Origin of the sequence: Xenorhabdus doucetiae (assembly GCF_000968195.1) — a bacterium.
Lineage (GTDB): Bacteria > Pseudomonadota > Gammaproteobacteria > Enterobacterales > Enterobacteriaceae > Xenorhabdus > Xenorhabdus doucetiae.
This window is the reverse complement of record NZ_FO704550.1, coordinates 1,065,488-1,091,037: the sequence shown is the minus strand read 5'-3', so window position 1 is coordinate 1,091,037 and position 25,550 is coordinate 1,065,488. Positions and strand designations below refer to the sequence as shown.

The window sequence follows — 25,550 nt, the reverse complement described above, 5'->3', positions numbered from 1 at the left end:
GATAAATAAAGAGCGAAAAGGAAAACGAAAAACCATGAGCGCACACCCTTACCAGATGAACGAAGGCACCCTGAATATCCCCGCCGGCTGGCGCGATGAATCGATGCACGTGTTTGTGCTGCCGGATGACAGCGGGGTCAATCTGGTGGTAAACCGCACCCCGGTCCCCCTGGGCACGGACCCCGCCGCCTATTATGAACAAACCCTGACGCAATTTGCGACCCATCTGCCGGGGTATCAGGAGCACCAGCGGCTGCAACTTGAACTCAGCGGCGACACGGCATGGCGGCTGGATTACCAGTGGCAGAGCCCGGAAGGGGAAATGCACCAGACGGTGGTGCTGCAAATCCGGGGCAGCCAGCTGCTGGCGTTTAACCTGACCTCGCCGCAGCCGTTTAATGCCGGACAGCGGGAAGCCCTGCTGGCGGTGGTGACCAGTTTTCAGGCGGCATAACGGAGGCCGAGATGGGATTAGGTGACGAAATTATTACCCGGATTGCACGGGTCGGGGCTACCCATGCCCGGCCGCCCCTGCCGCCCGCAGGCGGAGCCAGGGGGCCGGCGGCGGCACGCAAGGGCGACCCCATCCAGCATAAGAGTTTCTTTGGTGCCCTGATGGGAGCGGTGGCCGGTGCCCTGATTGGGGCGGCGATTTTTGGGGCCGTGGGGTTACTGGTGGCCGGCACCGGGGGATTGGGAGCCACCCTCGTTGTAGCGGCTGTCGGCAGCAGCTTAACCTATCTGGCCAGCGATGCCATCGCGGCGGCCAGTTCTGCCGTCACGAATTTCATTGACAGCTTCGGCTCGCCGGACGGGGTGCTGGACAGTGGCTCCGGTGACGTCATGATTGAGGGAAAACCGGCCGCGCGGGCGACAGTGGACATCGCCATGTGCAGCAAACATCCGACACCACCGCTGATAGCCCAGGGCAGTGAGTCGGTGTTTATCAACGGCCAGCCGGCGGCGCGGGTCGGTGACAAGCTGGTGTGCGGGGCCGCCATCAAAGGGGGTGCCGGCACGGTCTTTATCGGCTCCGGTCAGGGAACTTACCTGGAAATTGAAGAGGAATTCTCCGGCTGGCAGCGGGCGTTACTGGTGGCGGTCGAATTTCTGGTGCCACCCTCGCGGGGCTTGATGAAAGGCGTCGGCAAACTGATGACCAAAACCGGCCGGCAAGCGGTGTTGGCCGGGGCAAAGCTGGGTGCCAGAAAAGTCGGCCATGTCCTGAGGGGCAAGACCCTAGTGTGTGCCAAAACGGCGTTTCAGGCCAACAAAGGGGTCAAACGTTACACGCAGGCGACCAAAAAATTCTTCTCCGGCGACCCGATAGACGTGACCACCGGCAGCCTGTTTGACCAGCGTACCGAGCTTGAGCTGGGACAAACGATACCGCTGACCTTCACCCGCAGCTGGTCGCCGGGGTTACGGGGCCTGCTGGGCGAAAACTGGCTGGACAGCTTTTCCGAGGCGGCCATTGTCACCGGTGACCGGGTGGAAATCCTGACGCTGGAAGGGGCTTCCCTGCACTTTGCCCTGCCGCCCAGCGTTGACCACAGTGTCAACCCGGAACATCCCGAATTTACCCTGAGCCGGCAGAAACAGGGCTTTGTGCTGACCGAGCGCAACCAGCTGGTCAGAAAATACTTTACCCGGCCGGGCTTCTCAGCCACCTCTGACACACAGCGCTGGCAACTGGCGGCACTGCGTGACCGCAACGGCAACACCGTCGATTTTCACTACAACGAACAGCACCGGCCAAACCGGGTCACCCACAGTGACGGCCCTGAATTGGTATTGCTGTACCGCGAAGACGGGTTGCTGACCGAAATCCGCCGCTGCGACCGGGGCCTCAATGACGTGATGGTACGCTATCACTATCACGACAATAACCGGCTGGCGGAAGCGGACAGTACCCAGCAATTCCACCTGTTCTATGAATACAATGAACAGGGACTGATTAGCCGCTGGTCAGACGGTGACCAGACTGCCGTGGATTATGGGTATGATGCCCGGGGGCGCTGCATTGAAAGCGTCGGCAGTGGGGGGTATTACCCCGTCCGGCTGGCCTATGAACCCGGCATCACCCGCTCAACCACGCCGCAGGGCCATACCACGACCTGGCATTACAATGACCAGCAGCAGGTCACCCGGGTCGAAACCCCGTGCGGTCATATCACCCGTTATGAATACGATGAATGGGGCAACCTGCGGCAGCAGATTTTACCGCAAGGGCAGGTCTTGCAGCTGGATTATCTGGCGGATACGGGATTAGTCACGGCTTTGACCGAGGCCGGCGGTGCCGTGTGGCAGTATCACTACGATGATGACGACCAGCTGGTCAGCATGACCGACCCGCTGGGGCGGGTCTGGTGGCAGCAATATGATGATAAGGGCAATGCCGAGGACTTTATCGCCCCGGACGGCAGCAAAACTACCCTGACCCGCAATGCGTTCGGGCTGGTGACGAAGGCCGAAGACGGGGAAGGCAACCAGCGGCGCTGGGAATATGATGACCATCAGCGGCTGACGAAACTGTTTGATGAAGAGAACCGCAGCCTGCGACTGGGTTACGACAGCCATGACCGGTTGCAGCGGCTGGCATCGGGCGGCGGCGCCTTATGGGTGTGGGAGTATGACCGTCATCATCGGGTCGCGTTAAGTGACCGTCCCAATAACAGTCTGGAGCGCTTCCGCCATGACCGCCACGGCAACCTGACGGAGTGGACAGACGCGCGCGGGGTGACATGGCATATCGAATACGGGCCGTTTGACCTGCCGGTCGCGCGGGTGGATGGGGAAGGCCACCGCTGGCAGTACCGCTATGACCCTGACAGCCTGCAACTGCTTGAAGTCACAAACCCGCAGGGGGAAAGTTACCGTTATACCCTCGATGCGGACGGGCGGGTGGTGACGGAAACCGATTATGCCGGTACACAGTGGCATTATGCGTATGACGGCAACGGCAACTGCATTGAAAAACGCGACGCGCTGAATCAGGTCACCCGTTACGAATACGATGCGGCCGGCCGGATGACGGCGATGCACTCGCCGGAAGGCACGACAACCTACCGTTACGATATTCTCGGCCGTTTGCTGGAAGTCGTGGCACCAGACAGTGAACCGCTGACGTTTGAATATGACGACAAAGACCGCCTGATTAAAGAGGTTCAGCCCCACGGCGAAATCACGCGTGATTATCCGGATAATGTGACGGCAGAAAGAACCCTCCACACCCCGGATGGCCGTTGCTGGCAGGCAGGCACCCAAGCCAACCCGGTGGGTGAACTCAAACTGCTTAACATCCACGGCGGGCACCGGCTCACGCTTGAACGGGATGAAGACGGGCACGAATGCTACCGTCAGTCGGACAAGGGATTTATCCTGCGTCAGGAACATACCCTGATGGGGCAACTGAGCTGGCAGCGCGCGGGCCGCAACACCAGCCCGGAATTCTTTGCTGCCAGTGACGTGGCCGATATCCCGCAGCCGACACTCGCAGGCCTGGACCGGGAATATCACTACGACGCCGCCCTCAATCTGGTGGCCGCGAATGATGAACGGCAGTGGCTGCGTTATGTGGTCAACGGCAACGGTCAGGTGACCTCAGTCAGTGACCGGGACCGCTTGCGGGAGCATTACCAGTACGACCCTGCCGGTTACCCTGCCCGCCGTTTTGACGGCCTCAATGAGATAGACGGGGAACGGCTGTACCAGAAAGGGCATCGCCTGAGACAGGCCGGCCCGCACCTGTTCGAATACGACGAAGCGGGGCGGATGACCGCCATGCAGCGGTGGCAGGAGGGTCACCGGCCTCAGCTCACGAAGTTCCGCTGGAACAGCCAGAACCAGCTGGTCGGGGTGCTAACACCCGGTGGCCAGCACTGGGTCTACCGCTACGATGCCTTTGGGCGGCGCACGGAGAAAGTGTGTGAACAGGCAGGCAGCCGCACTACTTATCTGTGGGACGGCGACCAGCCGGCGGAAATCCGCGAGTACCGCCACGACCGTCTGTACAGCACCCGCCATCTGGTGTTTGACGGCTGGCAGTTGCTGGCGCAGCAAATCCAGTTCTTCACACCCAACCCGGAAAACCGCCCTGAACTGATTGCGGGGGACGTGCAGACACACTATGCTGTTTGTGCACCAACGGGGGAGCCGCTGGCGTTGTTTGATCCACAAGGACACCGCGTCTGGCGTCAGCCACCACAGAGCCTGTACGGGCTGCGGCTGAAAACAGGGAACGAAAATGCCCAGTTTGATCCGGAACAAAAATTTGCCGGCCAGTGGCTCGATGAGGAGAGTGGTTTAGTCTATAATCGGTACAGATATTTCTCGCCAGAGGCGGGGATGTACCTGACGCCCGATCCCTTAGGGTTGCTGGGAGGAACTAATCCCTATAGTTATGTTCATAATCCCACTGGTTGGATCGATCCATTCGGATTGGTAGGGTGTTCGACCAAGTTAGGTAAAAACATGATGGAAGATATGGGCTTGTCGCGTTCCACTAAATGGAGTGGCTATCAGGCTCATCATGTTATACCAAAAGAATTGGCAAATCATCCTGCGTTGAAAAAAATCAATTATGATATTGATGTTGCTGCCAACGGCATATTTTTGAGAAAAGCTGATAATGGAGTCAGTGCAATGGCAAGGCACCAAGGCAACCATCATGGATATACAGATGCAGTAAGGAACGCTTTAGATAGAATAGACCTTCAGCAATCCAAAGAGGCTATATCGAAGCAAGTAGCTAACATACAAGATATAGCCAAAAAAGGCATGACGGATGGGAATATAATTAGATCTAAGGATATGTATAACACGAAAATATTTGGTAAAGATGTTAACCAAATAGGAAGACAAAGAGTGTTTGATCGTTGGAGTAGAATATTAGGGTGATATCAATGAATGAAACAATAGATTTTTATATGGAGCCAATGATATTTTTCAAAAGCTCTGATTTTCTTTCTGGCTCTTCTGATAAATTAGAAGGGTATGAAATTATAGAAGGTAAAGAAGATGCTATAAAACTTCTTTTTGATCAGGATGTTCCTAGTCAATATACAATTTGGAGTGATTTTTTTTCCGATCTTATATCTGAATTTTATCTTCATGAAGATTATAAAAAAGCAGATAAAGATATTCTTGGCAGAACAAAAGTATCAACTGAGGACTATGTAAAGGAAAACATTAGGAAAAGAAAGTTATATCTTATGAGAAAAAAGCAAGGATTAGCTGATAATGTAGAATATGACTCATTTTTAGAAGACGTTAGTGATGAATGTCACCACATGCTAAATATGGTTAGTATTTATCGATATTTATTTTCTTTTAATGAGAATTCTAAGTTAGAAGAGATATTCTCCATATTTAAAAAAGGTTTTATGCCATGTGGTGTTACTAAGGATAAAAAAATTGTCGTTTTTAATCCAATGGTATTAAAAACCAGTTGATATAGAAAACATATCATCATGAAAAAACCGGAAAGATCCTTGTGATCTTCTGGTTTTTTCAAGCATCAGCGCTGGGTTAATACAATAAAGGGAAATAATATATGATAAAACAACCACAAGACACAATAACCTTTCCAAGAGGTTGGTTTCTTCTAATCAAAGGAGAGAGACCCTTTTATTGCGATAATGGATGTACTGTCGATGATTTTACGATTGCTGAAAATCTTATCGGTTATAACAAAAAAAACGGTATTTATTTCAAATTTTCCTATGAATCCACTGAAATCAGCGGGTGTGATCCTCAGCCCGGAATATATATTCTGATTATCAGAAAATATAATTACGATCACAATTCCCGTCATTATGGTTGCTGTGTTCATACTGAAGTTAAACAAACCCAATGCCCGAAAGAATTTAAAAAAATCATAACTGACATGGTAAAGATGGCAGAAGAACAGACCACTTTTGAAGAGATAAAACCGCCTAAAATACAAGGAGGAAAATGCACACCTCAACTGCATCAGTGCATTAATTAGTTCTTCACCAATATAAAGGAAGACCGCACCAAGGAAATTATGGCATTATTGAGATCGCCAATGTATGAAGAAGAATCAGAGGATATTCTCTATCTTCGTGAATGGTACTCTAAAGGTTCATTTGAAGGAATGAATATCATTGAAAATGAAATACATAAAAAAGTTGTATCGGAAATTCATAGTCACTTTGAATTACTCGATAAAACAAGAAAACTTGAGAACGGGCGGGATCTTTTCCCATTTCTCTTTAGATCAAAAAAATACAATATCAGCACTTTTGTGCCTAAAAATGTTAGTTTATGTGAAGTCTTCATGAACATGATACATATTCACGAAGACAACATCATGTGATAACTATCAAAAAAGCCGAAAGAATATTGATCTTCCGGCTTAACCTGTTTTTATTGAAAAATCGGTCCAATATTTACTATTTTCCCTTTGACATCATTTTCTGCATCACCATTTGCCCGAACATCCCGGCAGACTGCCTGACCTGTCCCACGCCCTGGCTCATCATACCGGCCATATCCCCCATTCGCACCCCGGCCCACGCCAGTGCCCCCAGCCAGACCATCGGCAGGACAATAAACAGCGTGCCCATTACCAGCCCCATAATTAAGTCATCGGAGGTATTCTGCAATCCGGCCAGATTAAACAGGCTGTGGGTTTCTGAAGCATACAGGGCTTCCAATAGAAAACTGTCCAGCCAGCGGGCGGTTTCCCACCAGAAGGTGAGAAAGTTCAGCGCAAAAATCACAAACGTCAACGTAAAAACGGTCTTGAATTCATACGCGGCAAATAACAAAATCAACGGTAGCAGGATATACAACGCCATCAGGATCACCGCCTGCATCATTGGCAGTGCCTGGCGCACGGCATCAAACATCGGATAGGCAATCAATCCGCCCAACATCGCGCCCGCACTTGCACCGACCCGGTTGGACCGGTCCCAGAGGGTAAAATCCGCATTGCCGCCATAGCCGCCATACACGTAGCCGTCCTGCGACACCGCCAGATTAACCGGGCTGACCAGACGGCGGATCACCGCTTCTTTATATTCACGGCTGTCTTTTCCCATCATTTTCAGGGCCGCTGATAAACGCAGCCATAATCCGGGATCGGCCTGTGCCAGCACTCTGGCTTCCAGCCCGGTTTTAGAGGCTGACCACCACGCTTTGCAGGTCGGATAACCGCCCTGCCTGGTATTGGGTCGGCCACTATCGCGACTATCAACCCACGGAAACTGGGTTCTGGGCGTTCGTGATTGCAGGGTGTTGTAGTCACCGGTTAAAAACGTGCGGCTGCCCAGCCAGTCGATATCATTCAGCACAGCCGGATCTGTGGTTTGTCCCTGATCTTTCTGTTTCCATTGATAGAGCGCTAAGGCATAACAATCATTGGTAAAATCCTGCAATTCCGCCGCCAGTGCGGCGTTGGCAATACGGGTGTGCTGCACGTCAAAGCGCAGTTGCCGCAAATCGGGTCGGCAGGGAATGGTGGCAACCGCCGCTTGCGTCAGGCCTTTTGACAAGCGGTGCACCACTGCCCACCAGAGCGGCACGGCAGCGGTCTGATGATTGAGGCTGGATATCACCAGCGCATAGCCACTGTCGCTCGGTGCTTTCGGTGTCCAGGTGCCACAACTTTTGGCTCGCGACTGGTCATACTGGAGGCTGCTGAGGCTGACATTTACCAGCGGCACACAGCAGATCATCATGACGAAAAAGGCGCTGTACAGGGTGTTTTCAATACGGGCCAGCGACTGTAATCCGCCATTGCCCTCCTCTTCACCGCCTTCCCTGACTTTCAGCCAGACAGCTATCACCTTTATCACCAAAGGGAGCGTAAACAACCCCGTGGCAATCAGGATCTGCCACAGGCCATTGTTGACGATCCAACCGAGTAAAGTCAGAAAATATTCCAGATAACTGTTTGTGGTCATGGCGTTCCCTCAATAATAGCCTGACAGGGCATATTCACACAGCAGGATAAACAGCAGGCTGACCGCCATCATACGCAGCAACACCGCACGGTATTCCGGCTTGGTTTTGGTAACCTGCCAGATTTTCCAGCCGCCCCAGCCCAGCACCAGATACAGGCCCAGCCGCCAGACCAGCCAGAACGGTTTTGTTTTTGCAATCCAATGATAAAGGTCCGTGAATTTTTCGGCATGGTTAAGTCCTGACCCGCCCATCACCAACGTGATAATGGTGACCGCAGTGATAATCAGGGCTGTCATGAACCCTTTTTTCACTAACCGAATCACCTGCGCTTTTGTTATTTCTGCCATCACCGACCTGACCGACTGTTATTGCCGGGCATTTCCAGCCGGTAAAAACGCGTATCGCTACTGTCTGGCACCTGTTTTTGTGGATGAGCCTGAATGCGAACATTTTCCCGTTCGATAATGGTCAGAATAGAATTGCGGGCCAGTTCCTGTTTCAGTTGCATTTCATTTTTCAGCGCGGTGATTTCCCGGTCCAGCGCCGCAACCCGCCGCTCGCCCTCACTCAGCGCTTCCGGCTGAGCAGCGGCATTCGGTTCTGACATCCCGGTGATAAGCATCCGCCGCATCAGTAACGCCGTTTCGGTGGTCTCCGCCATGGCCAGCTCACCCGCTAAACGTGCTGTCAGCGCGGCACTGTCCGGATCACGCTGCAACGCCTGAATCACCCCTTTGGTCACCGCCAGACTGCCGGTTTTCAGTTTGGCCAGATTCGCTGCCGTCGGTTTTTCCGTACCATTGACCAGTTTTACCAGTTGCTCAATATTGGCCTGGGTATGTATTTCCAGCATCGGCGCAAAACCCGTGCCGGCCACCGTGGCACCCGGTTGTTGGTTTTCTCCGCCACTGGTGCATTCCTCGGCATTGGCACAGGTGCGGATAGCCCGGTCACCCAGCACTTTCACCACGGCATCGGCCGCTTCGCGCGCATTCTGGAATTTGCGGCAGGCACCGCCATCACAGTGTTGCGGGCGAACAGCAGACTGACTCAGCACGGGTTGGTTGTTCATCATATTAAATCCCGCTCCGGCTAAATCGCGGGTCGGGCGGATAGCATTCTGTCCCCTGCCGCCCTGCTTTTTGCCGCCAATCCACGGATGCCCGCCCGTACCGGTGGCTTTGCTGCCGGCATTATTGATCCTCACCGCATCACCATCCCCGCTGTTAACCAGCGTCTTGTATTCCTGCATCGCGGCAGACTGCGTCCATTTATTGTTTTGCGCAAAATCCATCATCCGTTTGGCCATGTTCTGACAATTAAACTGAGCCTTGTCGAACGCCACATTGGCCTGCAAGACCCCATTGGTCAGCATGTCATACAGACCGGGATTGGCACGCTGGATAACCATCGCAGGCAGACTGGCTACCGCGCCGGTGGCACCCTGGATCACCTCACTCATCAGGTTCTTCAACCCCTCGGTAATGCCGTTCAGCTGATTGCCGACCGTGGTTTTTAAGTCGAAGTTGCCGCACATAAAATCCGAACTCCAGCCGATTTCCAGTCCGCCCAGTTTGGCCGGGGAACGGCGGGTCGCCGGTTGTGAGATCACCGAACCGCCGCCCAGGGTATAAAACAGCGTATCGGAGACGGCACCGCTGACATCCGCCCCATAACCCAGCGCACTGTGATTTACCTGCGGTAATGAAAGGGATACTGTATTGCCTTGTACAGAAGCCGTTGCCAGCCCGCTTAGTATCAACAACAAAACGCTTATTCTGGTCATGATTCACCCTTATTCAGATAGCCGTACTGCCAAGAAAACGCTGTCCCCGGCGCTGACAACAACTGTAGGCCTGCCACAGGGCATACGCCTGATTGCCCTTGCTGGCAGCCGTGTGTTCCCCATCAGGAAATACGGTACAGGATTGACTTAACTGCGGTGATAACCGCTGCCATTGATGGTTTTTCGTGCCGGTATTTTCTTTCACGGGTTCAGGCGGCCAATAACCGTCAGTACGCTGACCTTTCAGGACCTGATAAACATGCGGCTGCCCGGCACGGGTAATAATGTCGGCTACCCGTTGTGCCACCACGGCAGAGGCTTTGTCATCATCGGCCTGATTCACAAAGCCTGAGCGGGGGTAAATATTTCCCCACATATTGCCGGCCATTTGACTTCCCAGCTCCCGCTGACCGGGAATAAGCGCTTCGGGGTAGAACGATTCCGGCAAGCCGGTACGCCACGCGAGCGTATCCAGGGTGCTCAGAAAATAGGGTATCAAGGGCGTGGCGGCACTGCGGCAGGAATAGCCGGGAATTTGCCCGCCAATCAACTGGGTAGCGGGATGGCCGATGGCATCAGCGTATTTGAAACGCAGGCTGGTACGGCGTTGTCCCGCGACTTTCACCATGTGATCACCCCCTCCCGACGTCAGATGCGATAATGCACCGGTGACGGCATTTTCCACACCACCGGATAAGGAGCTGAGCCTTGCCATTTCTGACCACGGATTGCCGCCGGGCGCATGATAGGTGGACACCACGGCTTCGGGCAGGTAATGCGTCACCTTAACAGAGGTTTTTACCGTACAGCCATGCCAGGAACAAAACAGCCAGTAACAGATGCCACTGACCCGCCACTGAATACAGGAGGGTGAGATACTGCTGGCCACGATTTGGGCGGTGTTGATGGCAGCCTGGGTAACCGGCGCGAACGCGGCTATCAGGGTGATGACAATCGGCAAAGCAAGGCGTGGCGTATTCATGGTCGGTTTTGCTCCCTGAGTGCACTCGCTTTGGCCACATCCGCCGTGCCATACACCACTTCGCGGTCATCAAACACCACGGCCGGATATGTACGCACCCCTAATTGCCAGGCACCCACCACGGCACGGTAAGCCCCGATCAGTTGTTGTTCCTGCTTTTGCCATTGAGAGGATTGCAAAATAGCTTGTGCCTGCGCGGCGGCTTGTCGGGGGTCTGCGGGAAGCTGACCAAAGTGCTGCTGATGAAGTTGTTCCGGGGCATCCAGCCAGACAACTTCACTGTCAGAGGAGAGATTTGCAGGAAGATTCTGGCTATCGGTATAGACCACCGTTTTTGCGTTGGCAAAGTGTGACGCCATCAATCCTGCAAAGAGTAATAAACAGAGCGTTCTCATCATGCTTTTCCCGTATCACCAAACATCGGGATAGCGTGAAGAAAGCCCTGACAAAAGTCAGCGAATAATTGTTTTTCCAGAAAAGGAAAAAACGGGTTGATAGGCAAAGCCAAACCGCTTCGACTATAAGCCATTCGCGACGGCTTGTGATGGCATAGTTTTTTTACGTGGGTATGGGCATACCTTAAGCGGGCAGCGGATTAACTCGCTGTATCCAATAATGGTTCACTGATATCTGGTTCTTATAACGGGCAGCCGTTTCGGAATTTAAACTGAACCGTCGTTTTGACTACAGTCCGCCGGATTATGTTTTATTTCATTTAATCCTGATTTATCGCAGAAGATTACCCGTGTTACAAAAATAATTATATCGAATGATTTCGTAATACTTTATCTTTCTACAATTTCATCCTCATTCTATTTTTTTATAAAAATAAATATATTCTTTATCAGGAGTTATAATAATGGACGAGCAAGTAAGCTATGATGCTATTGGCGAGTATTATGAAAAATTTTCCAATACGGTCGCTCAACGGCAATCTGAGCTTCGGGATATACTCAATATGGTCGGGGATATCCGGGGAAAATCAGTCCTGGATTTAGCTTGCGGGTATGGTTATTTTGGGCGGGAATTACACCGCCGCGGGGCGGCGAAAGTTGTCGGCATTGATATCTCTGAAAAAATGATTGAACTCGCCAAAGCCAAATCTAAATTTTACGGTGATGATATTGAGTTTCACGTCCAAAATGTCAGTGAAATGCAATTAGAGGAAAAATTTGATATCATCGTTGCCGCTTTCTTATTCCACTATGCGCAATCCACTGACGAGCTCGAAACGATGTTTCAGGCCGTGGCAAATCATTTAAAACCCGCCGGCAAATTAGTTGCTTACATGGCTTCACCGGATTACCAATTAAAAAACGGAAATTGTAATAATTATGGTTTCACCATTTTAAGTGAAGAACCCTGGCAGAATGGCTTCCGGCATCAGGCCGAATTTCTGACAACCCCTCCCAGCCCGTTTACATTTTATCGCTGGAGTCAGGAGAGCTATGAAAACGCCATTAAAAAAGCCGGTTTTCAGCATATCACCTGGCAAAAACCCACGGTCTTAGAAAACGATTTAGCACGTTACCCTGCCGGTTTTTGGGATATTTATCTGCAAAATTGCATTCACACCGGACTTGTTTGTCAGTTTTAAGCTCACTGCTCATGCTCTCTGCATTGAGGGGGATATGTCATTCTGCCGGACATTAACCATTCCTGTTCATTTTCGATGCGTGTACATGAAAAAATTGCCGGGTTTTCAGCCCGGCTTTAGCCACAATACGCTGACGACTTTTATTATATTTGTCGGGTATACCCTGTTATTGCATCATTGGTTATTGAATAGGGGTCCAATGCCAGCAATTTTCCAACCGCGAAGGGTGACAGGGTTAATGAATACGTTAATTCGGTAGACACGACAAGCGCGGCGCAACGTTGGGCAAAATGGACACTGTCCTGAAAATCCATGCCGGCTAACGCACAATGAACCAATCCCGCCATCATGGCATCCCCGGAACCGGTGATGGTGACAATATCGACCGGCAGTGCCGGAGCATGGCCTGAAACATAATCGAGTTCACTATAGTAAACGCCCTCAGCTCCCATACTCAAAACGACCCGCTGCACACCTTGTTCATGAAACCAGGATGTGACCGACTGAGCCGCTTTTATTGAATTTATCTTCATACCACTGATTGTCTCCGCTTCCAATCGGTTGGGCCGGATGGTATGAATATAGGATAACCAATTACGGACTATTCCGGCTTTATGGGAAGAAACCGGATTCACAAATACCGGGACATTACCGGCGTTTTTAAATAACCACTCCAGGGCATCCTCGGTTAAATTACAGTCGATAACCAATACCCCTGCCCGTTCAATGAGTGACTTAGATTGATTTAATAACTCAGGCGTGAGTTTTTTCAAAATATCCATATCACTGACAGCCGTCTGTAATTCCCCATTGCCGCCGACGATTGAATTATAACTCGATGTTCTTTCATCGTTGAGTTTATGGGAATGGCTGACATCGACACCCGCTAGCCGGGTTTCACTAAAAAGTCGTTTTCCATAGGCGTCATCACCAAAAACAGAAATTAAATAACTGTCATTTTTTAACGCGGCGATGTTATGTGCAATATTTCGGGCAACACCGCCTAACGTATATTTTGTTTTCCCTGGGTTGGAATCTTTCTTTAATAATTCAGCAGAAGCAAAGCTGGTAATATCCATATTGGACGCGCCCACTGTAACGGCATAATTTCCACTGGAAAAAATATACCCTTTGCCTTGTATGTGTCCTTTTTTTTGCAGATTCAGGATATGCCCTGCAACGCTTGAACGGCTAATCCCAATTGCATCCGCGATTTCTTTTTGGGCGAGAAAAGGATTTTTCCTGAGCAGTTGTAATATTCTGAACTCCAGATTATCCATTTTCCTCATATGCTGCCCTTTATTATCGTTGAACATGGTTGTTTTTATTCCATTGATTAATGACAGTAAAGTTTATTTTTATCTATTGTGCCGGTAGTGAGAAAGCGATCGTAAACTTTATGATATAAGATTTACCGTTAATAATGTGATTTTAATCGTGAATTTTATCCTGAAAAATAACCAATGCGCGGGATTTTAAAACAATTAGCCTGATAACCATATTTTATACTGACCATTCCCAATAAAAAACAAACAGTTACACTGATATTTCATTATTTTAAACATTTGTCTTTTATTCTTCTTTAATTTAACCCTTCAAATGAAATGAATATTTTGGATTTCATCAAAACGTGATATCCAACACACTTTCACAAACCCTCAATATAATTTCATGGATTATTGTTAAGTAATACTTTTTGTATTTAAATGATATTTTTTATTATAGTATCGCCTTTGTTTCATTATCTCTATTAATGTCGCCAATAGGTTTTTTGTTGTGTGCTTATAGTTATCTATGTTTTAATTTTATAAATAAAACATACCGATAATCGTAACAACTCATACTAATTTTATATTGAATCGAGTAAGACGAGATTAAAATTCCCCTCAGTGGCTGTTAAGACAGCCACTGACTTCACTGATAACGGGAGAGAAGCCCTGTCCAATGCGGCTACTGCCCACACGCAAATCCGGTACTGGCCCAGGCATTTCGCATCCACCGGTTTGTTTCTGCCCAGAATGTCCATTTCGCCAGCCCGTCGGTTGAGCCTGAACGGCCTGCCAGATAATCCGTTGATGTCACATAAAACTCCCGCGCCCAGCCCTCGTAACGGTAAAAGTTACCCCATTGTGCATAAAGCCGTTCAAAAGCATATTTGGAGGCAATCTGGCTGCCGAGTGATTGGCAAAGTTGGTTCGCCTTAAAATAAAACGCTTTTGTCAGCCCTGAACGCGCAAACCAGGTATCACTCCTTAAGGTCAGTCCCACCTGTTGCCCTGCCTCATCGGTGCCTGTCAGTCTTACGCCATCGGGGCGCTGCTGCACCACCATCGTATCCCCCGATACCGTGACCGATGATGAATCACTCTGCCAGTTTACCCGGCCTGTATTGCCGGCCGTGATAATGCGAAATTTCGCGCCCCGCCAGAATACCGAAGGTCCACGGGTGCCAAAGGATTTCTGGTTGGCATTGCCGCCCTGACGGTCAACAGCAACAGTATCCACGATACGTAACGGAGGGATAAATTCTGCCACCGGCGACACAATCGGCTGATCCCCGATTTTGGCCGTGACCGAAATCAGTCCTGCCTGATGACTGACAACAGTGGCGGTTGCATTTCCCTGACGGTCTGTCCACTCTTCCGCAGCAATCATCTCACCCACATCGCCAGACCAGGCAACCGCTTTATCCGGCACGCCCTGACCATCAATATCGGTGACTGTCACTGTAAAAGTAACACGATCTTCGCCATCTGCGACTGCACGGGTTTTATTGACCCGCAGGGTTGATAACAACACTTCATCAAACGTCACAACCGGGGCTGCTGCCTGAGTATCTCCAACCTGAATCCGGACCTGATGCGCCCCCGCAAATGTACTGGTCAGCCGGATTTGCGTCTGCCCCTGATGATCCGACTGTGTCCGCCCTGAGGACAACACACCGTGATCGGTTTGCCAAATCACCGGCTGATTTTCCACCGGAACCCCCAGTGAATCTTTCACCATCGCCGTCAATACAATCGCATCCTGTCCATCACCTTTCGCCTGAACCTTATCAACCGTGATCATGGGTTTCAGCAGACGTTTAAATGTCACCACAGGAGCATCGAGGTTTTTTTCTGCCACAGCCACGTTAGCCGTTGCCGTTCCTGCGGTACGGCTGACTAACCGGGCGGTGGCTTCACCTTCACTGTTTGTCTGTTCCTGCCTGTCCAGCCATTGCCCGTTATCCACTGACCATTGCACTTTGGCGTTGGCAACAGGCTGGTTGGCCGCATCACGCACGGTGGCGGTATAAAGGACACTGTCCTGCCCATCGGCAATGGCAATTTGCTTGTTTGCCTGAAGAATGTGAGTTAACGATGCAGTAAAGGTAATCGGTGAAGAAACCACTGTTCTGCTGCCTGCCGCCACCGTGACTGCGGTTGTTCCTGCTGTCAGGCTGGTTAAATAAGCAGTAGCTTGCCCGTTCGCATCGGTTGTTAATGCAGATGATGAAAGCTGACCGAGATGCGTCTGCCAGCCAATGGCCTGATTGGGCACGGGTTCACTGGCGGCGTTTTTGACGGTTACGGTCAGCGTTGCCACCGCTTTTCCGTCGGCTTTGAGGCTGTGTTTATCCACGGTGATCTCCGGTATCAACACGGCAACAAAATAGACCGCTGGCGCAATCGCCATATCCTTATCCACAGCAACACGTACCGTATGCAGCCCCTGCTGACGGCTGCGCAGCGACACAGATGCCTGTCCCTGCGCATCCGTTTTCTGTGTGGTGTGTGACAATCTCCCCTTATCACTTGACCAGATAACCGTTTGATTGGGAATAGGTAGCCCTTCCTGATCGGTCACCACCACGGTATAGATCACACTGTCATCACCCTCCGCCTGTGCCTTAAGTTTATTTGTTGTCACCTGTAACTGCTTTTCAGTCGGCAAACTGATAATCATCACGGCTGCCCGGTTGGAGCGATTCCCCCGGCTGTCAACAGCAACCCCGGAAAGCCGGACCGGTTTTTCTGTGGTTTTTGGCAACAGCAAAGTGATTTTATCCGGCTGCTGCTCAAGCAGTTTGCCGCCTGATTGTTGTAATTCCCCCGTATCCAGTTCTAAACGTGCAAGCGGGTATTTGGATTGAATAGTGGGTACAAAAGTCATTGCTTTTCCTTCATACCCGTTAAGGGAGGCCGGAAAGGCCAGAGTTATCAGTGTCTGCTTTTGATAATCCAGTACCATATCATTGCGCCGGTTGACAAAATCAAGCCGACTGGCTTTCAGGCTGCGCAGCGGTGCGACTTCGTTCGGGTCAAGCTGTTGGCTAAACGGAACACCCAATCGATAATTCATGCCCAGGATAAAACGGTTTTCTCTGACACTCTGTTTACCCTGCCGAAAATCCGCGCCCAGCGTCATCAGGGGCACAGGCGTATACGTCAGCCCGGCAGTGACGCTATAGGGATTTTTCTGGTGTTCTGACTCGCCGAATAACGCCACCTGCCGCCCGTAATACTGTTCAAACTGCAACTGCCCGCCCCAGTGCGGAAAAGCAGGTAAGTAAGCTTCGGCATGAATATCCCATCCGTTGGCGGGTCTGGCATCAAAGTCCGTCAGCCAGGAGGTTTTCCAGTAAGATAAGCGCTGGTAAAGGTTGGCGGACAGTTTGACATTATCATGCCAGGCCTCTAACCCGATGCCATAACGGTGATGCTGTTCCGGCCACCGTGCATCCCAGAACGCATTAGCACCCCATAACCCGTTATCGGTTAGATAGCGATAACCGAAACCCACCGAGGTTGTCGTCTGTCCGTGATCGGTTTTTACCCCGAACTGACTGAATGCTGTACCCGACGCAGTCTGATACCAGGGTAACAGCCAGTCAAATGAAAGGCCTTTTAACGAAAAACGGCTGTCAAAAGGTAAGGTGAAGCGGGCATTGCCGTATTGGTTAAACCAAGGTGTCAGTGTTGATGTCACTGCTGATGATAGCTGCTGAGCGGCCAGTGTTTTTGCGGCTTCACCGGGTGAGTGTGAGCGGGTCAATTGGCCCCATTGTGAGGTGATTTCAGCCAGATTATGGCTCTCATTATTGTCTTCATGTTGATGTACGGGCTTGGCCTGACCGGGGAAACTGAGCGACAGGTTCAATAAGCCGATAATCAGAAATTTTGCACCATTGGGCTGAGAGGATTGATTTTTTTGCAACACAGGTTTTTACCCTTTTCATTAACGATGAAAAAGGTAACATGCTGGAAAAACAGCACAGATACAGTGTTCAATTCTTTTTCCGACAGTGAAAATTAAAACCAATAAGGAGCGCACATGGTGGCAAACATAAGTAACACGCTTGGGAAATGATCGAAGTGACTTGTATCACAGGGATAGAGTGAGTTAGTAGATAATCCCAGAATATTTTTTTATAAGCGTTAAAACATAAAAAATCTTATTTTATGTGTAAAATCAATTCATTATTATGAATAAACCTAACTTATGACATGCAATAATTGTTTTTAATCAATATGTTAAGATAAGCTATATTTTCATTGAGCGCCTACAAAAAGGTAGGGATGTATTTACATGATGTAAACAAGCCAACAAGGGAGCAAATATGTCTGATAAATGGTACACATATACGATAAGTGCAATAGATCATCGCTGGGAATTTCTGCCAACGGTAGAGGAAATTCTTACCAAATTGGTATCATCGGAAGATGATAAAGAGGAATATGAAGATAAAACTTTTCGCTCTCTCAGTCAATTTTTAGCTGACTGGGAAGAAGCCAGAACAATAGCTGACTACTGGGAAGGAGACTTTGTCAAAGGGCCATACGTTTTTTGTGTTCCGAATGATCTTACACTTAGCTACGGATTTGTCTGGAAACAATATAACAATGGGTTAACTTTTGTAATCAGCCCGGTGGAACTTCCTCACCTTAATGAATTCGCGCATTAACAGTTTGACCCTGAAAAAATAAAGATGAATATGGAATTCAAATAAAAAGACTAACCTGAAAGTGATCCCAATCCTGACATTGGGATCTTGACTGTTGTTCACTCTCAACGGGTCAAATTATCAGTCCGTTTTTTTGCCAGTTACACAAAATTTCCCCGTAACCCCCGCGCCACATCCATTTTTCTGGCTACCAATACCGCTGCCTCCAGTTCACTGCACTGGTGCTCACGCATTAACGCCCGCCGCTCGGCTTTTTCTTCTTTTTCCGTCATCCCCAGCGCCAGATAAAGGCTCGGCGGCACCACCCGAAACAACGCTTCAATTTTTTTCGCCAGCACCACGCCTTCGGTATAACAGCGGGGTAATTTACTGGCAGAGAGCAGCACCGCTTTTTGTTCTTCGGTCAGTTTCTTGAAACGGGCGATCTGTTCCACTTCATCCGGTGGCATGGTCAGACACAGCCACCATTCCGCCATATTCAGCATCTTTTCGGCAGTATCCGGATAATCGGCCAGGTTTTGGGTGGCCAGCCACAGCCACGCACCCAGTTTACGCCACATTTTCACTACCTTGGTCATATAGGGCGACAGCAGCGGGTTCGTGGTGGTGATATGCCCTTCATCAATCACCAGTTGTAGTTCGCGATCCTGATACTGATCGCGTTCGGCCAGGTTATTGACTTTGTTAATCAGTGAAACCATTGCCAGTGCCATCTGGGCCGAGTAGTTTTCACGGGCCAGCGTACCCAGATCAATCAGGGTGACATCCACCTCCGGCCACGGGGTGCCGGGACGGTTAAACAGCTCCCCTTCAAACCCCTGGGTAAACATCGACATGGCACCGGCCATTTCATCCGCCCGTGCCCGCCGGTGTGCGGTGATTAACGGCTGGCCGTGTTCATCCTGCTGATGATTACGGGCAATGGCATAAAGCGCATTCTGTAAGTCTGAGGCTATCATCTGGCGCGCCCCGTCAAAACTGGTTTGCGCTGCCATCATAATGGCTTCACGGATCAGACCGCGATCAGAGCGGGTCAGGCACTCTTCCTCTTTTTTCTCACCACCGGTGATCATCAGCCTGGCGGCAATTTCCATCTCCCCCAGAATATCGCGCTGTTCATCGCCTTCTTCCTGTGCTTCATCCGTCTCAGGAATATCGGCCTCATTAATCCGCAGCTGGTTGGGACTCAGTTGCAGCAACTGATGCGCATCGGCAAACAGCGCCAGACTGACCCCACCGCCCGGTTTGATACCGATTTTATTGACCGTCAGCCCCAGACTTTGGTAGTAATCGGCCAGCAGGCCAAAACTGTTGCCTGCTTCCACAATAAACAGACGCGGCCGGTGGATCGCCATCAGCTGGATGAGCGAGGCACACAGGGTGGCTGATTTGCCGGCTCCCGTCGGGCCAAACAGCAGTAAATGGGCATTCTGGGTGCGATCCTGTTTGTTCATCGGATCAAAGGTCAGCGGCGCGCCGCCCCGGTTAAAGAAGCTGAACCCCGGATGGCCTGTTCCGGTCGAACGTCCGGTCACCGGCAATAACCCCGCCAGATGCTGAACCCAGCTCAGGCGGGTATGCCAGTGCTTTTGATCTTTCTGCGGATTAAAACACATCGGTAAAGCCCGCAGATAGGCATTCAGCGGAGAGACACTGAATTCCGGCCGGACCGGCTGTAATCCCGCGGTCAGCAGGGTGGAAGATAATTGGAGCACCCGATGGTTAATATCATCCCGATCCCTGCCCCGCACCAGAAAGGTCAGCGCACTGCGGTACAGTTTATGCCGCCGCCCCAGCAGTTCTTTCACTTCCTGCACATCCTGCCGGACACGGGCTGACCCGGTATTGTCCCCCACCGCATTTTTCGCCAGCCGGGTAAAATCCTCCTCCAGCACATCCTGCGCCTGCGCGACTATGGTCAGAGAAACCAGGGTTCCTTCCGGCATCATATCCATCAGGGCATTGATATTGTCACCCCGTTTCACCTCCCCCGTCAGCAGGCCCGGCTCCGGAGGACGGCGCAGACGCTCAACCGGCACCGCTTTATGCGGCAGACCGTCAAACCACCAAACCCCGGCCTGTGGGTCAGACACCGGCGGGTTAAACCACAGGCTTTCGGCGAAATCATTATTGACCGGAAGATCGGGCGGCGTGGGAGGTTCGTAACCCACGGTGCGGTAAAAATCGGCTTTTGCCATCCCCCAGTCCGGCGCCGGATTAAAATGGCGTAACAGCCAGCTGTGGATCTGTTCCCCGTTTTGCCGACGGGCCACCACACCGGCCGCCGCCAGCGATGAGACCAGCCGTTCGCAGACCTGATTGAGGGCGGCAACAGCCGATAAAGTCTGGCTGTCATGGCGGGATTTTCGCGTGGCCGGAAGCCACCGGTAAACCACCATCCGGGTCTGGCGTTGCTGCCCCCGCCAAGGCTGGCCGGTGATTAAGCTGTCCTGAAATATTCCCTCAGGCCGGGCAATGCTGCTCAGGTGACGTGCTGATTCCGCCAGAAAGGCGTCAGTAAACGGTGTGCCTTTCGCCCACGGTTTGACATAGCCCCGTAACGCCTTGAGATAAGCGGCCGGATCATCGTCATCCTGACAAAAAAACTGCACCACCCACGGCGAAATATCGTCCTCTTCCAGACTGTCCTGAATCGCATCTTCCAGTTGATCCCGGATTTCAAGCAACCGCGCAACCGGGCGCCCTTCCGTGGCGATGGGGTCAATCCGGTAGACCGCACCGACAGAAATCCCGTCATCCAGTAACAGGCACTGCGCGTCTGCCAGATATTCCACCCAGGGCAGGTAATCGATAATGGATGGATTCGCCCGGTAAATCGCCGCTTCATCCGTCTCACGCAGCTTGCCGGAGCGGTTCAGGGCGTTGAAGTTTTGCTTTTGCATTACGGTGCCTCCGTGCGTTCACCCGGCAGGGCATACTGTACCTGCTGATAAAACGGGAATACCGTGCTGTAGCCCGGTATCGGGGTATTGCCGGCGGCCAGATGCGGGAAGACATACATCACCATATCGGGATTGGGTAAGCGGGGAAACTGTTGGCTGATTTCCTGCGCCGCCGAACGGCTGTAACCATCAGGCGCTTCTAATGCCCTGCGCCGTTCGGCCGGGGTTAAAGCACGACGTAACGTTTGTCTTGCCTGTTTTGTCGTACTGGCCTGGCTCCCCTGCCACATCGCCAGCACCGTCTGCTCCCCGGCAGGGAGTAGGGTCTCTTTCGAGGTCGCACAGCCGGCCAGCAGTCCGATTAAGCTCAACACTAAACAGGGGGTTAGTTTGCGCATGGTTCGGTCTCCGTGGCTCCAATGCTGGTAAAGGTGGCAAATTCGGGGTGTACCGCCAGTTCCGATAAGGTAAAGGGCAGCCGTTCCCACTGTTCAGGCTCGGCCTCTGCTTTGTTTTCAACCACGGCCTGCCACTGCGTTTCGGTCAGGCGAAAGACGGTAAAATCACCGTCACCCAGCAGCTGACATTCCCGATGGGTTGACAAGTACAACCGGCCTGCTTTTTTACGCACAGACCGCCAGTAAAGCTGAACCAGCTCAGGTTCAATCAGCGGCGTAACGTGTACTTGCAGGCAATACGGGAAACCCGCGCTGAATAGCCATTGAGGGGCAATCTTTTCCATTAATCTAAGGCTTCCTGATGGTGATGTTGGGCGGGCTCACTCAAGCCATCGCGCACCTTACGTCCTTTCGCGGCATAATCAATGGCCAGGCTTTGTGTGATATGCACCACTAACCGGGCACCGGGCGGAACGTAAACCGCATCGAACGTCTGGCGGTAACGTTGTTTGAGCCAGTCGGTCATTTCATTCATGCCCCCGGCCAGCGCTTTCCCCAACGCGGCTTGTCCGGCATTACCCGTTAAAGCGGTCGTGATACCGCCGGCACCGTTGGTCTGGGCGGTACGCTGGCTGTCGTTAAAGGCCTCCCCCGCTGAATTTATCGCGGAGAGGGCAAACAGGCTCGGTAAATAAGTGGCGGCATTGGATTTGCGCTCCCCGCTGATGCAGGGAATGCCGTTTTCATCCGACAGCCAGCCGATACCATTCGCACTGCCATTGGTGTTTTGCCCTGCCCCCGGTAAGGTGCGCACGGTGCCATCGTTAAAGACAAAGGTGATGGAGTTGACCTGCCCGCGCACGCAGGAGAGGGTCCAGTCGCCGCTGGCTGAGCCGGAAACAACCGCCCCTGCCACCTCCGGCAGTTCAATGCCGTTGGCGGTCAGGTTGTCTTTGCCGATAAGAATTTTAAACGGATAGGGGTCAGTGACTGTGCCGTTAACGGGCACACGACCCAACAGTGCGGTCATCGCCTGACTGCCGACCAGCGTGGCATTCTCAGGCAGGGTATAGACCGGCTGTTCGTGTTCTTCTTTTTGTATCGGATTTGATGGCGGAGCCGGTTCAGTGGCGGACTGTTCACTTAAAAAAGAGGCAGGAAACCGCGCCGTGGTGTTGTCGGCCGCCAGATGTTGCGGATCAAAGGGCTTTTCATCAGCCGGGGTGACCCAGATAAGTTCCTCCTGCCCCCGGAGAGGATCGGCAGCATACTGACTGGTTGTCCCTGCTGCGCCAAACGGCAGATGACTGTCCTGCGCCGGCAGCGGCGTTGCATTTAACCGCTCGGTTAACAAATCAATCTGCGCCAGTAAGCCCTGCTGCTCATCCTGCAACTCGCGCTGACGCTGTTCATCTTCTTTGCGGATAGCGGCCACGGCGGCATCTATCTGCCCCGTCACATCGTGACTTTGATTGCGTAACAGGTCATTTTCTTTCAGGATATCGGCATTCTGCCGGCTTAACTGTTTTTGCTCTGTCCGCACTTTATTGAGTGCCCCGATCAGGGTGCGCAGGGTATCTTCCGGGGTATCACCGCCGACGCCCAGAGCCTGTAACTCCTCCGGAGACAATGTGGCCAGCACATTATTTTGTGAGGCAGCCGCCGGCACAGTCTCCGTTGAACTGCAACTTTTGATGCCGATAAATCCGCCGATAACCAACACCGTCGGCACCAGAACTTTTACCAGCGCATTGGCGTTAACCGGCATGGCGGCCTCCCGGTTTGACAGTGACCGGTTCAGCTATAAAGGCCTTGTCCGGCAATCCTTTAGTGACGAGATATAACACGGTGGTATCTTCCGCCGTCCCCGCTTCACCCAGCCAGCGATGCTGGAACGTCGCCGTGACAAATTGCCCCTGCAAGGCGCGCGGGTCGAGGGTGATTTTGTGTTGCGTGGTATTGCGCAGTTTTAGTGCCACCACGGCGTGATTATGTACTCCCCAGCCGGCCAGCGGGATAATTTCGATCGGTTCTGACGGATAGAGGGTGGTGATGGATGCGGGTAAATGCAGGTTCACCGGACGAATTCCCGTGACCGGCTCTACGGTACGCAACGGCGCATAAAGTTGCTGGGCCGCATAGCGGGTTAGTGCCACGGGAACCGGTGCCGACAGTTCGGGCTTTGTCTGATCCGGTGCGGCTGCTGTTGAGGCCGTACGTTTCTCATCCGGATAAATAATACGTACCGGTTCCGTTGGTCCGGTTTTGGCCGCGGTGATATCCAGTAAGATTATTTCGCCGTTTTCGCGGTCCTGCAATTGCAGGCGGGCGGGCGGGAAGGCACTGCCCGCTTTCAGGTAAATTGCCCCGCCTGCGCTTTGCACCCGCAATTTCTCACTGAGTGACGGGGACAAACCGACACGCACATTCCGGTCAGCAAAAATAATCCGCTCCTGACCGACTTTCAGCGTAATGGATAACGGGATACGCTCCCATGTCATCAGTTCATCGGCTTTTGCCGTGATGCTGAACAGCAACAGGCTGAAAAATCCCAATAAAAGACGTGGATAGCAAAATGAACAGGTCACTGAAACACTCCTTTTTTCTCTGCCGGTGGTGGCGGCATGGCTTCCAGACGCTGCGGCATACCGTCATAGCAATCCAAGGCCAGCCCGAAAGGATTACGTTCTGCATCTCCCTCCCAGCGCACCACTTTCAGCGGATAGCGCACCAGCGCCCGTTTAACCGGCTCGGCGTGATAATATTCATCGGCCACCAAATCCAGCCGGACCACCCAGTTATCCCGGTCACGTACCGTCACACTGTGCGTCTCATAACCCCGGCCGGGGAGTTCATACACCACCCGCACCCGATCGAGCAGCTCTCCCCCGTCAGCACGGGTTCTGGCATCCTCGCGCAGAAAATCCTGACAGGCGGGCGTCAGGTACGGGGATAAAGCATATATTTTGGTCGGGTAATCTTGTGCCCCGTTTTTCGGCCACGCATTCAGTTGCTGGAAAATATAAAAGGCAAAGCTGTAAACACTGGGTGCCGACACTTCCCACCACGGGCGGGTACTGCCGGTGCGTAAATCCGGCGGATTATGGATAGTGAGATTACGTGGTGCCGACATCCACCCGGTCAGGCTCAACAGCAGAACGCCCACCAGAATACCGCAGGCCACCCGCAGGGTCAGAATATGCTGATCGCGGTTTTTTACCGCATGGCGAAACCGGCTCATTCTCGATGCCTCCTGCCAACAAATCGGCTACGGCGTAAAGACCAGCCCTGTGCCGCAATAATCAGTGCCGGATCACCGAATCCCAGCCGGCGTTTTTTCTCTTCCAGCTTCAGCCAGATATAATTCTCCGGCTTGCCGCGCTTAAGGTGAGCCAGCCAGCGACCGCCAAAGCTAATCAATAGCAGCGGCATCATCAGTATTCCGGTGGGGATGATGACCCAACCCGCCAGAGGAATAAGGGGCAGGCTGACTATCAGCCCGAATGCCAGCCCGGCCAATGCGGCCAGCCCCATTTCCGGGGTGGTGAAACCGCGAAACACGACAGGTTCGGCATTTAATCGGTCAGGTAAGAACGGTATTGTCTGCATAAGCGGCACCTTAAAAGATAATGCTGGCTGACTTCGCCAGCAGCCAAATCACGGCGACCAGCAGCACCACACCGACCACGATGATGGCACCAAACTGCGTCCAGGTGGATTTGCCATCCCGCACTTCCGAAAAGGTTTCTACCGCAGCGGCGGCAACCTTGTAGAACGCCACGGCAGAGAGGATCAGTCCCCCGATGACAATGCTGTCCTGTGCATAGCCTTTCAGCTGCCCCAGCAATCCCGCCCCGCCGCCACTTTTTGGGGGTTCGATGGCGGGTAAATCCGCCCGGGCGGACTGACAGGAAAAGCCAAACAGTAAAAAGAGCGTACTGATTCTGGTTATCAGATTGATGCTGATCCGACGCCAGACAGTAAAAATTTGCTTCATCTTCGGTT

General features: G+C 52.0%; 23 protein-coding genes. 7 read left to right on the top strand and 16 right to left on the bottom strand.

Features of this window, described 5'->3' with window-relative positions; genetic code table 11:
* The first annotated feature begins 34 nt into the window (after positions 1–34).
* The 5 genes from XDD1_RS05135 (at position 35) to XDD1_RS19845 (ending at position 6,340) form a co-directional block, all read left to right on the top strand.
* The gene (locus XDD1_RS05135; protein WP_045969310.1) at positions 35–454 is read left to right on the top strand and encodes a DUF1795 domain-containing protein; all 420 of its coding nucleotides are present in this window, start codon (positions 35–37) and stop codon (positions 452–454) included.
* 161 nt (positions 455–615) lie between these two features.
* Positions 616–4,899, top strand: a complete 4,284-nt coding sequence (locus tag XDD1_RS05130) for an AHH domain-containing protein (RefSeq protein WP_231854459.1) — start codon at positions 616–618, stop codon at positions 4,897–4,899.
* Between the two features lie 5 nt (positions 4,900–4,904).
* Positions 4,905–5,453 carry a hypothetical protein gene (locus tag XDD1_RS05125; protein WP_045969295.1) on the top strand — a complete coding sequence of 183 codons (549 nt, stop codon included), beginning with the start codon at positions 4,905–4,907 and terminating at the stop codon, positions 5,451–5,453.
* Between the two features lie 101 nt (positions 5,454–5,554).
* Entirely contained in the window at positions 5,555–5,989 is a 435-nt protein-coding gene (locus tag XDD1_RS19850; RefSeq protein ID WP_231854458.1) for a hypothetical protein, read from the top strand.
* A gap of 39 nt (positions 5,990–6,028) precedes the next feature.
* A complete protein-coding gene (locus tag XDD1_RS19845) occupies positions 6,029–6,340 on the top strand; it encodes a hypothetical protein (RefSeq protein ID WP_231854457.1) in 312 nt (103 codons plus the stop codon).
* 76 nt (positions 6,341–6,416) lie between these two features.
* Here XDD1_RS19845 and XDD1_RS05115 read toward each other — a convergent pair whose 3' ends face one another.
* The 6 genes from XDD1_RS05115 to XDD1_RS20190 are packed head-to-tail and all read right to left on the bottom strand — an operon-like array spanning position 6,417 to position 11,229.
* A complete protein-coding gene (locus tag XDD1_RS05115) occupies positions 6,417–7,931 on the bottom strand; it encodes a conjugal transfer protein TraG N-terminal domain-containing protein (protein WP_045969293.1) in 1,515 nt (504 codons plus the stop codon).
* A 9-nt stretch (positions 7,932–7,940) separates the two neighbouring features.
* Positions 7,941–8,279: a hypothetical protein gene (locus XDD1_RS05110; RefSeq protein WP_045969292.1), complete on the bottom strand. Its 339-nt coding sequence runs from the start codon at positions 8,277–8,279 to the stop codon at positions 7,941–7,943.
* A complete protein-coding gene (locus XDD1_RS05105; protein ID WP_045969290.1) occupies positions 8,279–9,718 on the bottom strand; it encodes an integrating conjugative element protein in 1,440 nt (479 codons plus the stop codon). Before XDD1_RS05105 ends, XDD1_RS05110 begins: the two co-directional genes overlap by 1 nt.
* 13 nt (positions 9,719–9,731) lie before the next feature.
* Positions 9,732–10,700, bottom strand: a complete 969-nt coding sequence (locus XDD1_RS05100; RefSeq protein ID WP_045969288.1) for a TIGR03756 family integrating conjugative element protein — start codon at positions 10,698–10,700, stop codon at positions 9,732–9,734.
* The gene (locus XDD1_RS05095) at positions 10,697–11,098 is read right to left on the bottom strand and encodes a TIGR03757 family integrating conjugative element protein (protein ID WP_408068279.1); all 402 of its coding nucleotides are present in this window, start codon (positions 11,096–11,098) and stop codon (positions 10,697–10,699) included. The genes XDD1_RS05100 and XDD1_RS05095 overlap by 4 nt, the downstream gene beginning before the upstream one ends.
* Positions 11,095–11,229: a hypothetical protein gene (locus tag XDD1_RS20190; protein WP_269450532.1), complete on the bottom strand. Its 135-nt coding sequence runs from the start codon at positions 11,227–11,229 to the stop codon at positions 11,095–11,097. Before XDD1_RS20190 ends, XDD1_RS05095 begins: the two co-directional genes overlap by 4 nt.
* Positions 11,230–11,559: 330 nt before the next feature.
* On the opposite strand from XDD1_RS20190, the gene XDD1_RS05090 reads away from it, so the two are divergent.
* Positions 11,560–12,297: a class I SAM-dependent DNA methyltransferase gene (locus XDD1_RS05090; protein WP_045969284.1), complete on the top strand. Its 738-nt coding sequence runs from the start codon at positions 11,560–11,562 to the stop codon at positions 12,295–12,297.
* A gap of 143 nt (positions 12,298–12,440) precedes the next feature.
* Here the strand turns inward: XDD1_RS05090 and XDD1_RS05085 are convergent, their stop codons facing one another.
* Together XDD1_RS05085 and XDD1_RS05080 are read right to left on the bottom strand one after the other, a co-directional pair.
* The gene (locus XDD1_RS05085) at positions 12,441–13,577 is read right to left on the bottom strand and encodes a PfkB family carbohydrate kinase (protein ID WP_084721113.1); all 1,137 of its coding nucleotides are present in this window, start codon (positions 13,575–13,577) and stop codon (positions 12,441–12,443) included.
* A gap of 670 nt (positions 13,578–14,247) precedes the next feature.
* Positions 14,248–17,499, bottom strand: a complete 3,252-nt coding sequence (locus tag XDD1_RS05080) for an Ig-like domain-containing protein (RefSeq protein WP_045969280.1) — start codon at positions 17,497–17,499, stop codon at positions 14,248–14,250.
* 400 nt (positions 17,500–17,899) lie between these two features.
* On the opposite strand from XDD1_RS05080, the gene XDD1_RS05075 reads away from it, so the two are divergent.
* Positions 17,900–18,244 carry a hypothetical protein gene (locus XDD1_RS05075; RefSeq protein ID WP_045969278.1) on the top strand — a complete coding sequence of 115 codons (345 nt, stop codon included), beginning with the start codon at positions 17,900–17,902 and terminating at the stop codon, positions 18,242–18,244.
* Positions 18,245–18,384: 140 nt separating this feature from the next.
* Here the strand turns inward: XDD1_RS05075 and XDD1_RS05070 are convergent, their stop codons facing one another.
* From XDD1_RS05070 to XDD1_RS05035, 8 genes are read right to left on the bottom strand one after another with little or no spacing between them, the layout of a single operon-like run.
* Complete coding sequence (locus XDD1_RS05070) at positions 18,385–21,147, bottom strand: conjugative transfer ATPase (RefSeq protein WP_045969274.1); 2,763 nt, start codon at positions 21,145–21,147, stop codon at positions 18,385–18,387.
* Positions 21,147–21,545 carry a TIGR03751 family conjugal transfer lipoprotein gene (locus XDD1_RS05065; protein ID WP_045969272.1) on the bottom strand — a complete coding sequence of 133 codons (399 nt, stop codon included), beginning with the start codon at positions 21,543–21,545 and terminating at the stop codon, positions 21,147–21,149. The genes XDD1_RS05070 and XDD1_RS05065 overlap by 1 nt, the downstream gene beginning before the upstream one ends.
* Complete coding sequence (locus XDD1_RS05060; RefSeq protein WP_045969270.1) at positions 21,533–21,889, bottom strand: hypothetical protein; 357 nt, start codon at positions 21,887–21,889, stop codon at positions 21,533–21,535. Before XDD1_RS05060 ends, XDD1_RS05065 begins: the two co-directional genes overlap by 13 nt.
* The gene (locus XDD1_RS05055) at positions 21,889–23,313 is read right to left on the bottom strand and encodes a TIGR03752 family integrating conjugative element protein (protein WP_045969268.1); all 1,425 of its coding nucleotides are present in this window, start codon (positions 23,311–23,313) and stop codon (positions 21,889–21,891) included. Before XDD1_RS05055 ends, XDD1_RS05060 begins: the two co-directional genes overlap by 1 nt.
* Positions 23,303–24,133, bottom strand: a complete 831-nt coding sequence (locus XDD1_RS05050; protein WP_045969266.1) for a TIGR03749 family integrating conjugative element protein — start codon at positions 24,131–24,133, stop codon at positions 23,303–23,305. The genes XDD1_RS05055 and XDD1_RS05050 overlap by 11 nt, the downstream gene beginning before the upstream one ends.
* On the bottom strand, positions 24,130–24,786 hold the full coding sequence (locus tag XDD1_RS05045) for a PFL_4703 family integrating conjugative element protein (protein WP_045969264.1): 657 nt from the start codon (positions 24,784–24,786) through the stop codon (positions 24,130–24,132). The genes XDD1_RS05050 and XDD1_RS05045 overlap by 4 nt, the downstream gene beginning before the upstream one ends.
* Entirely contained in the window at positions 24,783–25,154 is a 372-nt protein-coding gene (locus XDD1_RS05040; RefSeq protein WP_045969262.1) for a TIGR03750 family conjugal transfer protein, read from the bottom strand. Before XDD1_RS05040 ends, XDD1_RS05045 begins: the two co-directional genes overlap by 4 nt.
* Positions 25,155–25,164: 10 nt before the next feature.
* A complete protein-coding gene (locus XDD1_RS05035; protein ID WP_045969260.1) occupies positions 25,165–25,542 on the bottom strand; it encodes a TIGR03745 family integrating conjugative element membrane protein in 378 nt (125 codons plus the stop codon).
* Positions 25,543–25,550 lie beyond the last annotated feature (8 nt).

What these genes read in the sequence shown, in the direction of transcription:
- XDD1_RS05135 (WP_045969310.1), top strand. Translation starts at nt 35, where the DNA reads ATGAGCGCACACCCTTACCAGATGAACGAAGGCACCCTGAATATCCCC.
- XDD1_RS05130 (WP_231854459.1), top strand. Translation starts at nt 616, where the DNA reads ATGGGAGCGGTGGCCGGTGCCCTGATTGGGGCGGCGATTTTTGGGGCC.
- XDD1_RS05125 (WP_045969295.1), top strand. Translation starts at nt 4,905, where the DNA reads ATGAATGAAACAATAGATTTTTATATGGAGCCAATGATATTTTTCAAA.
- XDD1_RS19850 (WP_231854458.1), top strand. Translation starts at nt 5,555, where the DNA reads ATGATAAAACAACCACAAGACACAATAACCTTTCCAAGAGGTTGGTTT.
- XDD1_RS19845 (WP_231854457.1), top strand. Translation starts at nt 6,029, where the DNA reads ATGGCATTATTGAGATCGCCAATGTATGAAGAAGAATCAGAGGATATT.
- XDD1_RS05115 (WP_045969293.1), bottom strand. Translation starts at nt 7,931, where the DNA reads ATGACCACAAACAGTTATCTGGAATATTTTCTGACTTTACTCGGTTGG.
- XDD1_RS05110 (WP_045969292.1), bottom strand. Translation starts at nt 8,279, where the DNA reads ATGGCAGAAATAACAAAAGCGCAGGTGATTCGGTTAGTGAAAAAAGGG.
- XDD1_RS05105 (WP_045969290.1), bottom strand. Translation starts at nt 9,718, where the DNA reads ATGACCAGAATAAGCGTTTTGTTGTTGATACTAAGCGGGCTGGCAACG.
- XDD1_RS05100 (WP_045969288.1), bottom strand. Translation starts at nt 10,700, where the DNA reads ATGAATACGCCACGCCTTGCTTTGCCGATTGTCATCACCCTGATAGCC.
- XDD1_RS05095 (WP_408068279.1), bottom strand. Translation starts at nt 11,098, where the DNA reads ATGATGAGAACGCTCTGTTTATTACTCTTTGCAGGATTGATGGCGTCA.
- XDD1_RS20190 (WP_269450532.1), bottom strand. Translation starts at nt 11,229, where the DNA reads ATGGCTTATAGTCGAAGCGGTTTGGCTTTGCCTATCAACCCGTTTTTT.
- XDD1_RS05090 (WP_045969284.1), top strand. Translation starts at nt 11,560, where the DNA reads ATGGACGAGCAAGTAAGCTATGATGCTATTGGCGAGTATTATGAAAAA.
- XDD1_RS05085 (WP_084721113.1), bottom strand. Translation starts at nt 13,577, where the DNA reads ATGGATAATCTGGAGTTCAGAATATTACAACTGCTCAGGAAAAATCCT.
- XDD1_RS05075 (WP_045969278.1), top strand. Translation starts at nt 17,900, where the DNA reads ATGTCTGATAAATGGTACACATATACGATAAGTGCAATAGATCATCGC.
- XDD1_RS05070 (WP_045969274.1), bottom strand. Translation starts at nt 21,147, where the DNA reads ATGCAAAAGCAAAACTTCAACGCCCTGAACCGCTCCGGCAAGCTGCGT.
- XDD1_RS05065 (WP_045969272.1), bottom strand. Translation starts at nt 21,545, where the DNA reads ATGCGCAAACTAACCCCCTGTTTAGTGTTGAGCTTAATCGGACTGCTG.
- XDD1_RS05060 (WP_045969270.1), bottom strand. Translation starts at nt 21,889, where the DNA reads ATGGAAAAGATTGCCCCTCAATGGCTATTCAGCGCGGGTTTCCCGTAT.
- XDD1_RS05055 (WP_045969268.1), bottom strand. Translation starts at nt 23,313, where the DNA reads ATGCCGGTTAACGCCAATGCGCTGGTAAAAGTTCTGGTGCCGACGGTG.
- XDD1_RS05045 (WP_045969264.1), bottom strand. Translation starts at nt 24,786, where the DNA reads ATGAGCCGGTTTCGCCATGCGGTAAAAAACCGCGATCAGCATATTCTG.
- XDD1_RS05040 (WP_045969262.1), bottom strand. Translation starts at nt 25,154, where the DNA reads ATGCAGACAATACCGTTCTTACCTGACCGATTAAATGCCGAACCTGTC.
- XDD1_RS05035 (WP_045969260.1), bottom strand. Translation starts at nt 25,542, where the DNA reads ATGAAGCAAATTTTTACTGTCTGGCGTCGGATCAGCATCAATCTGATA.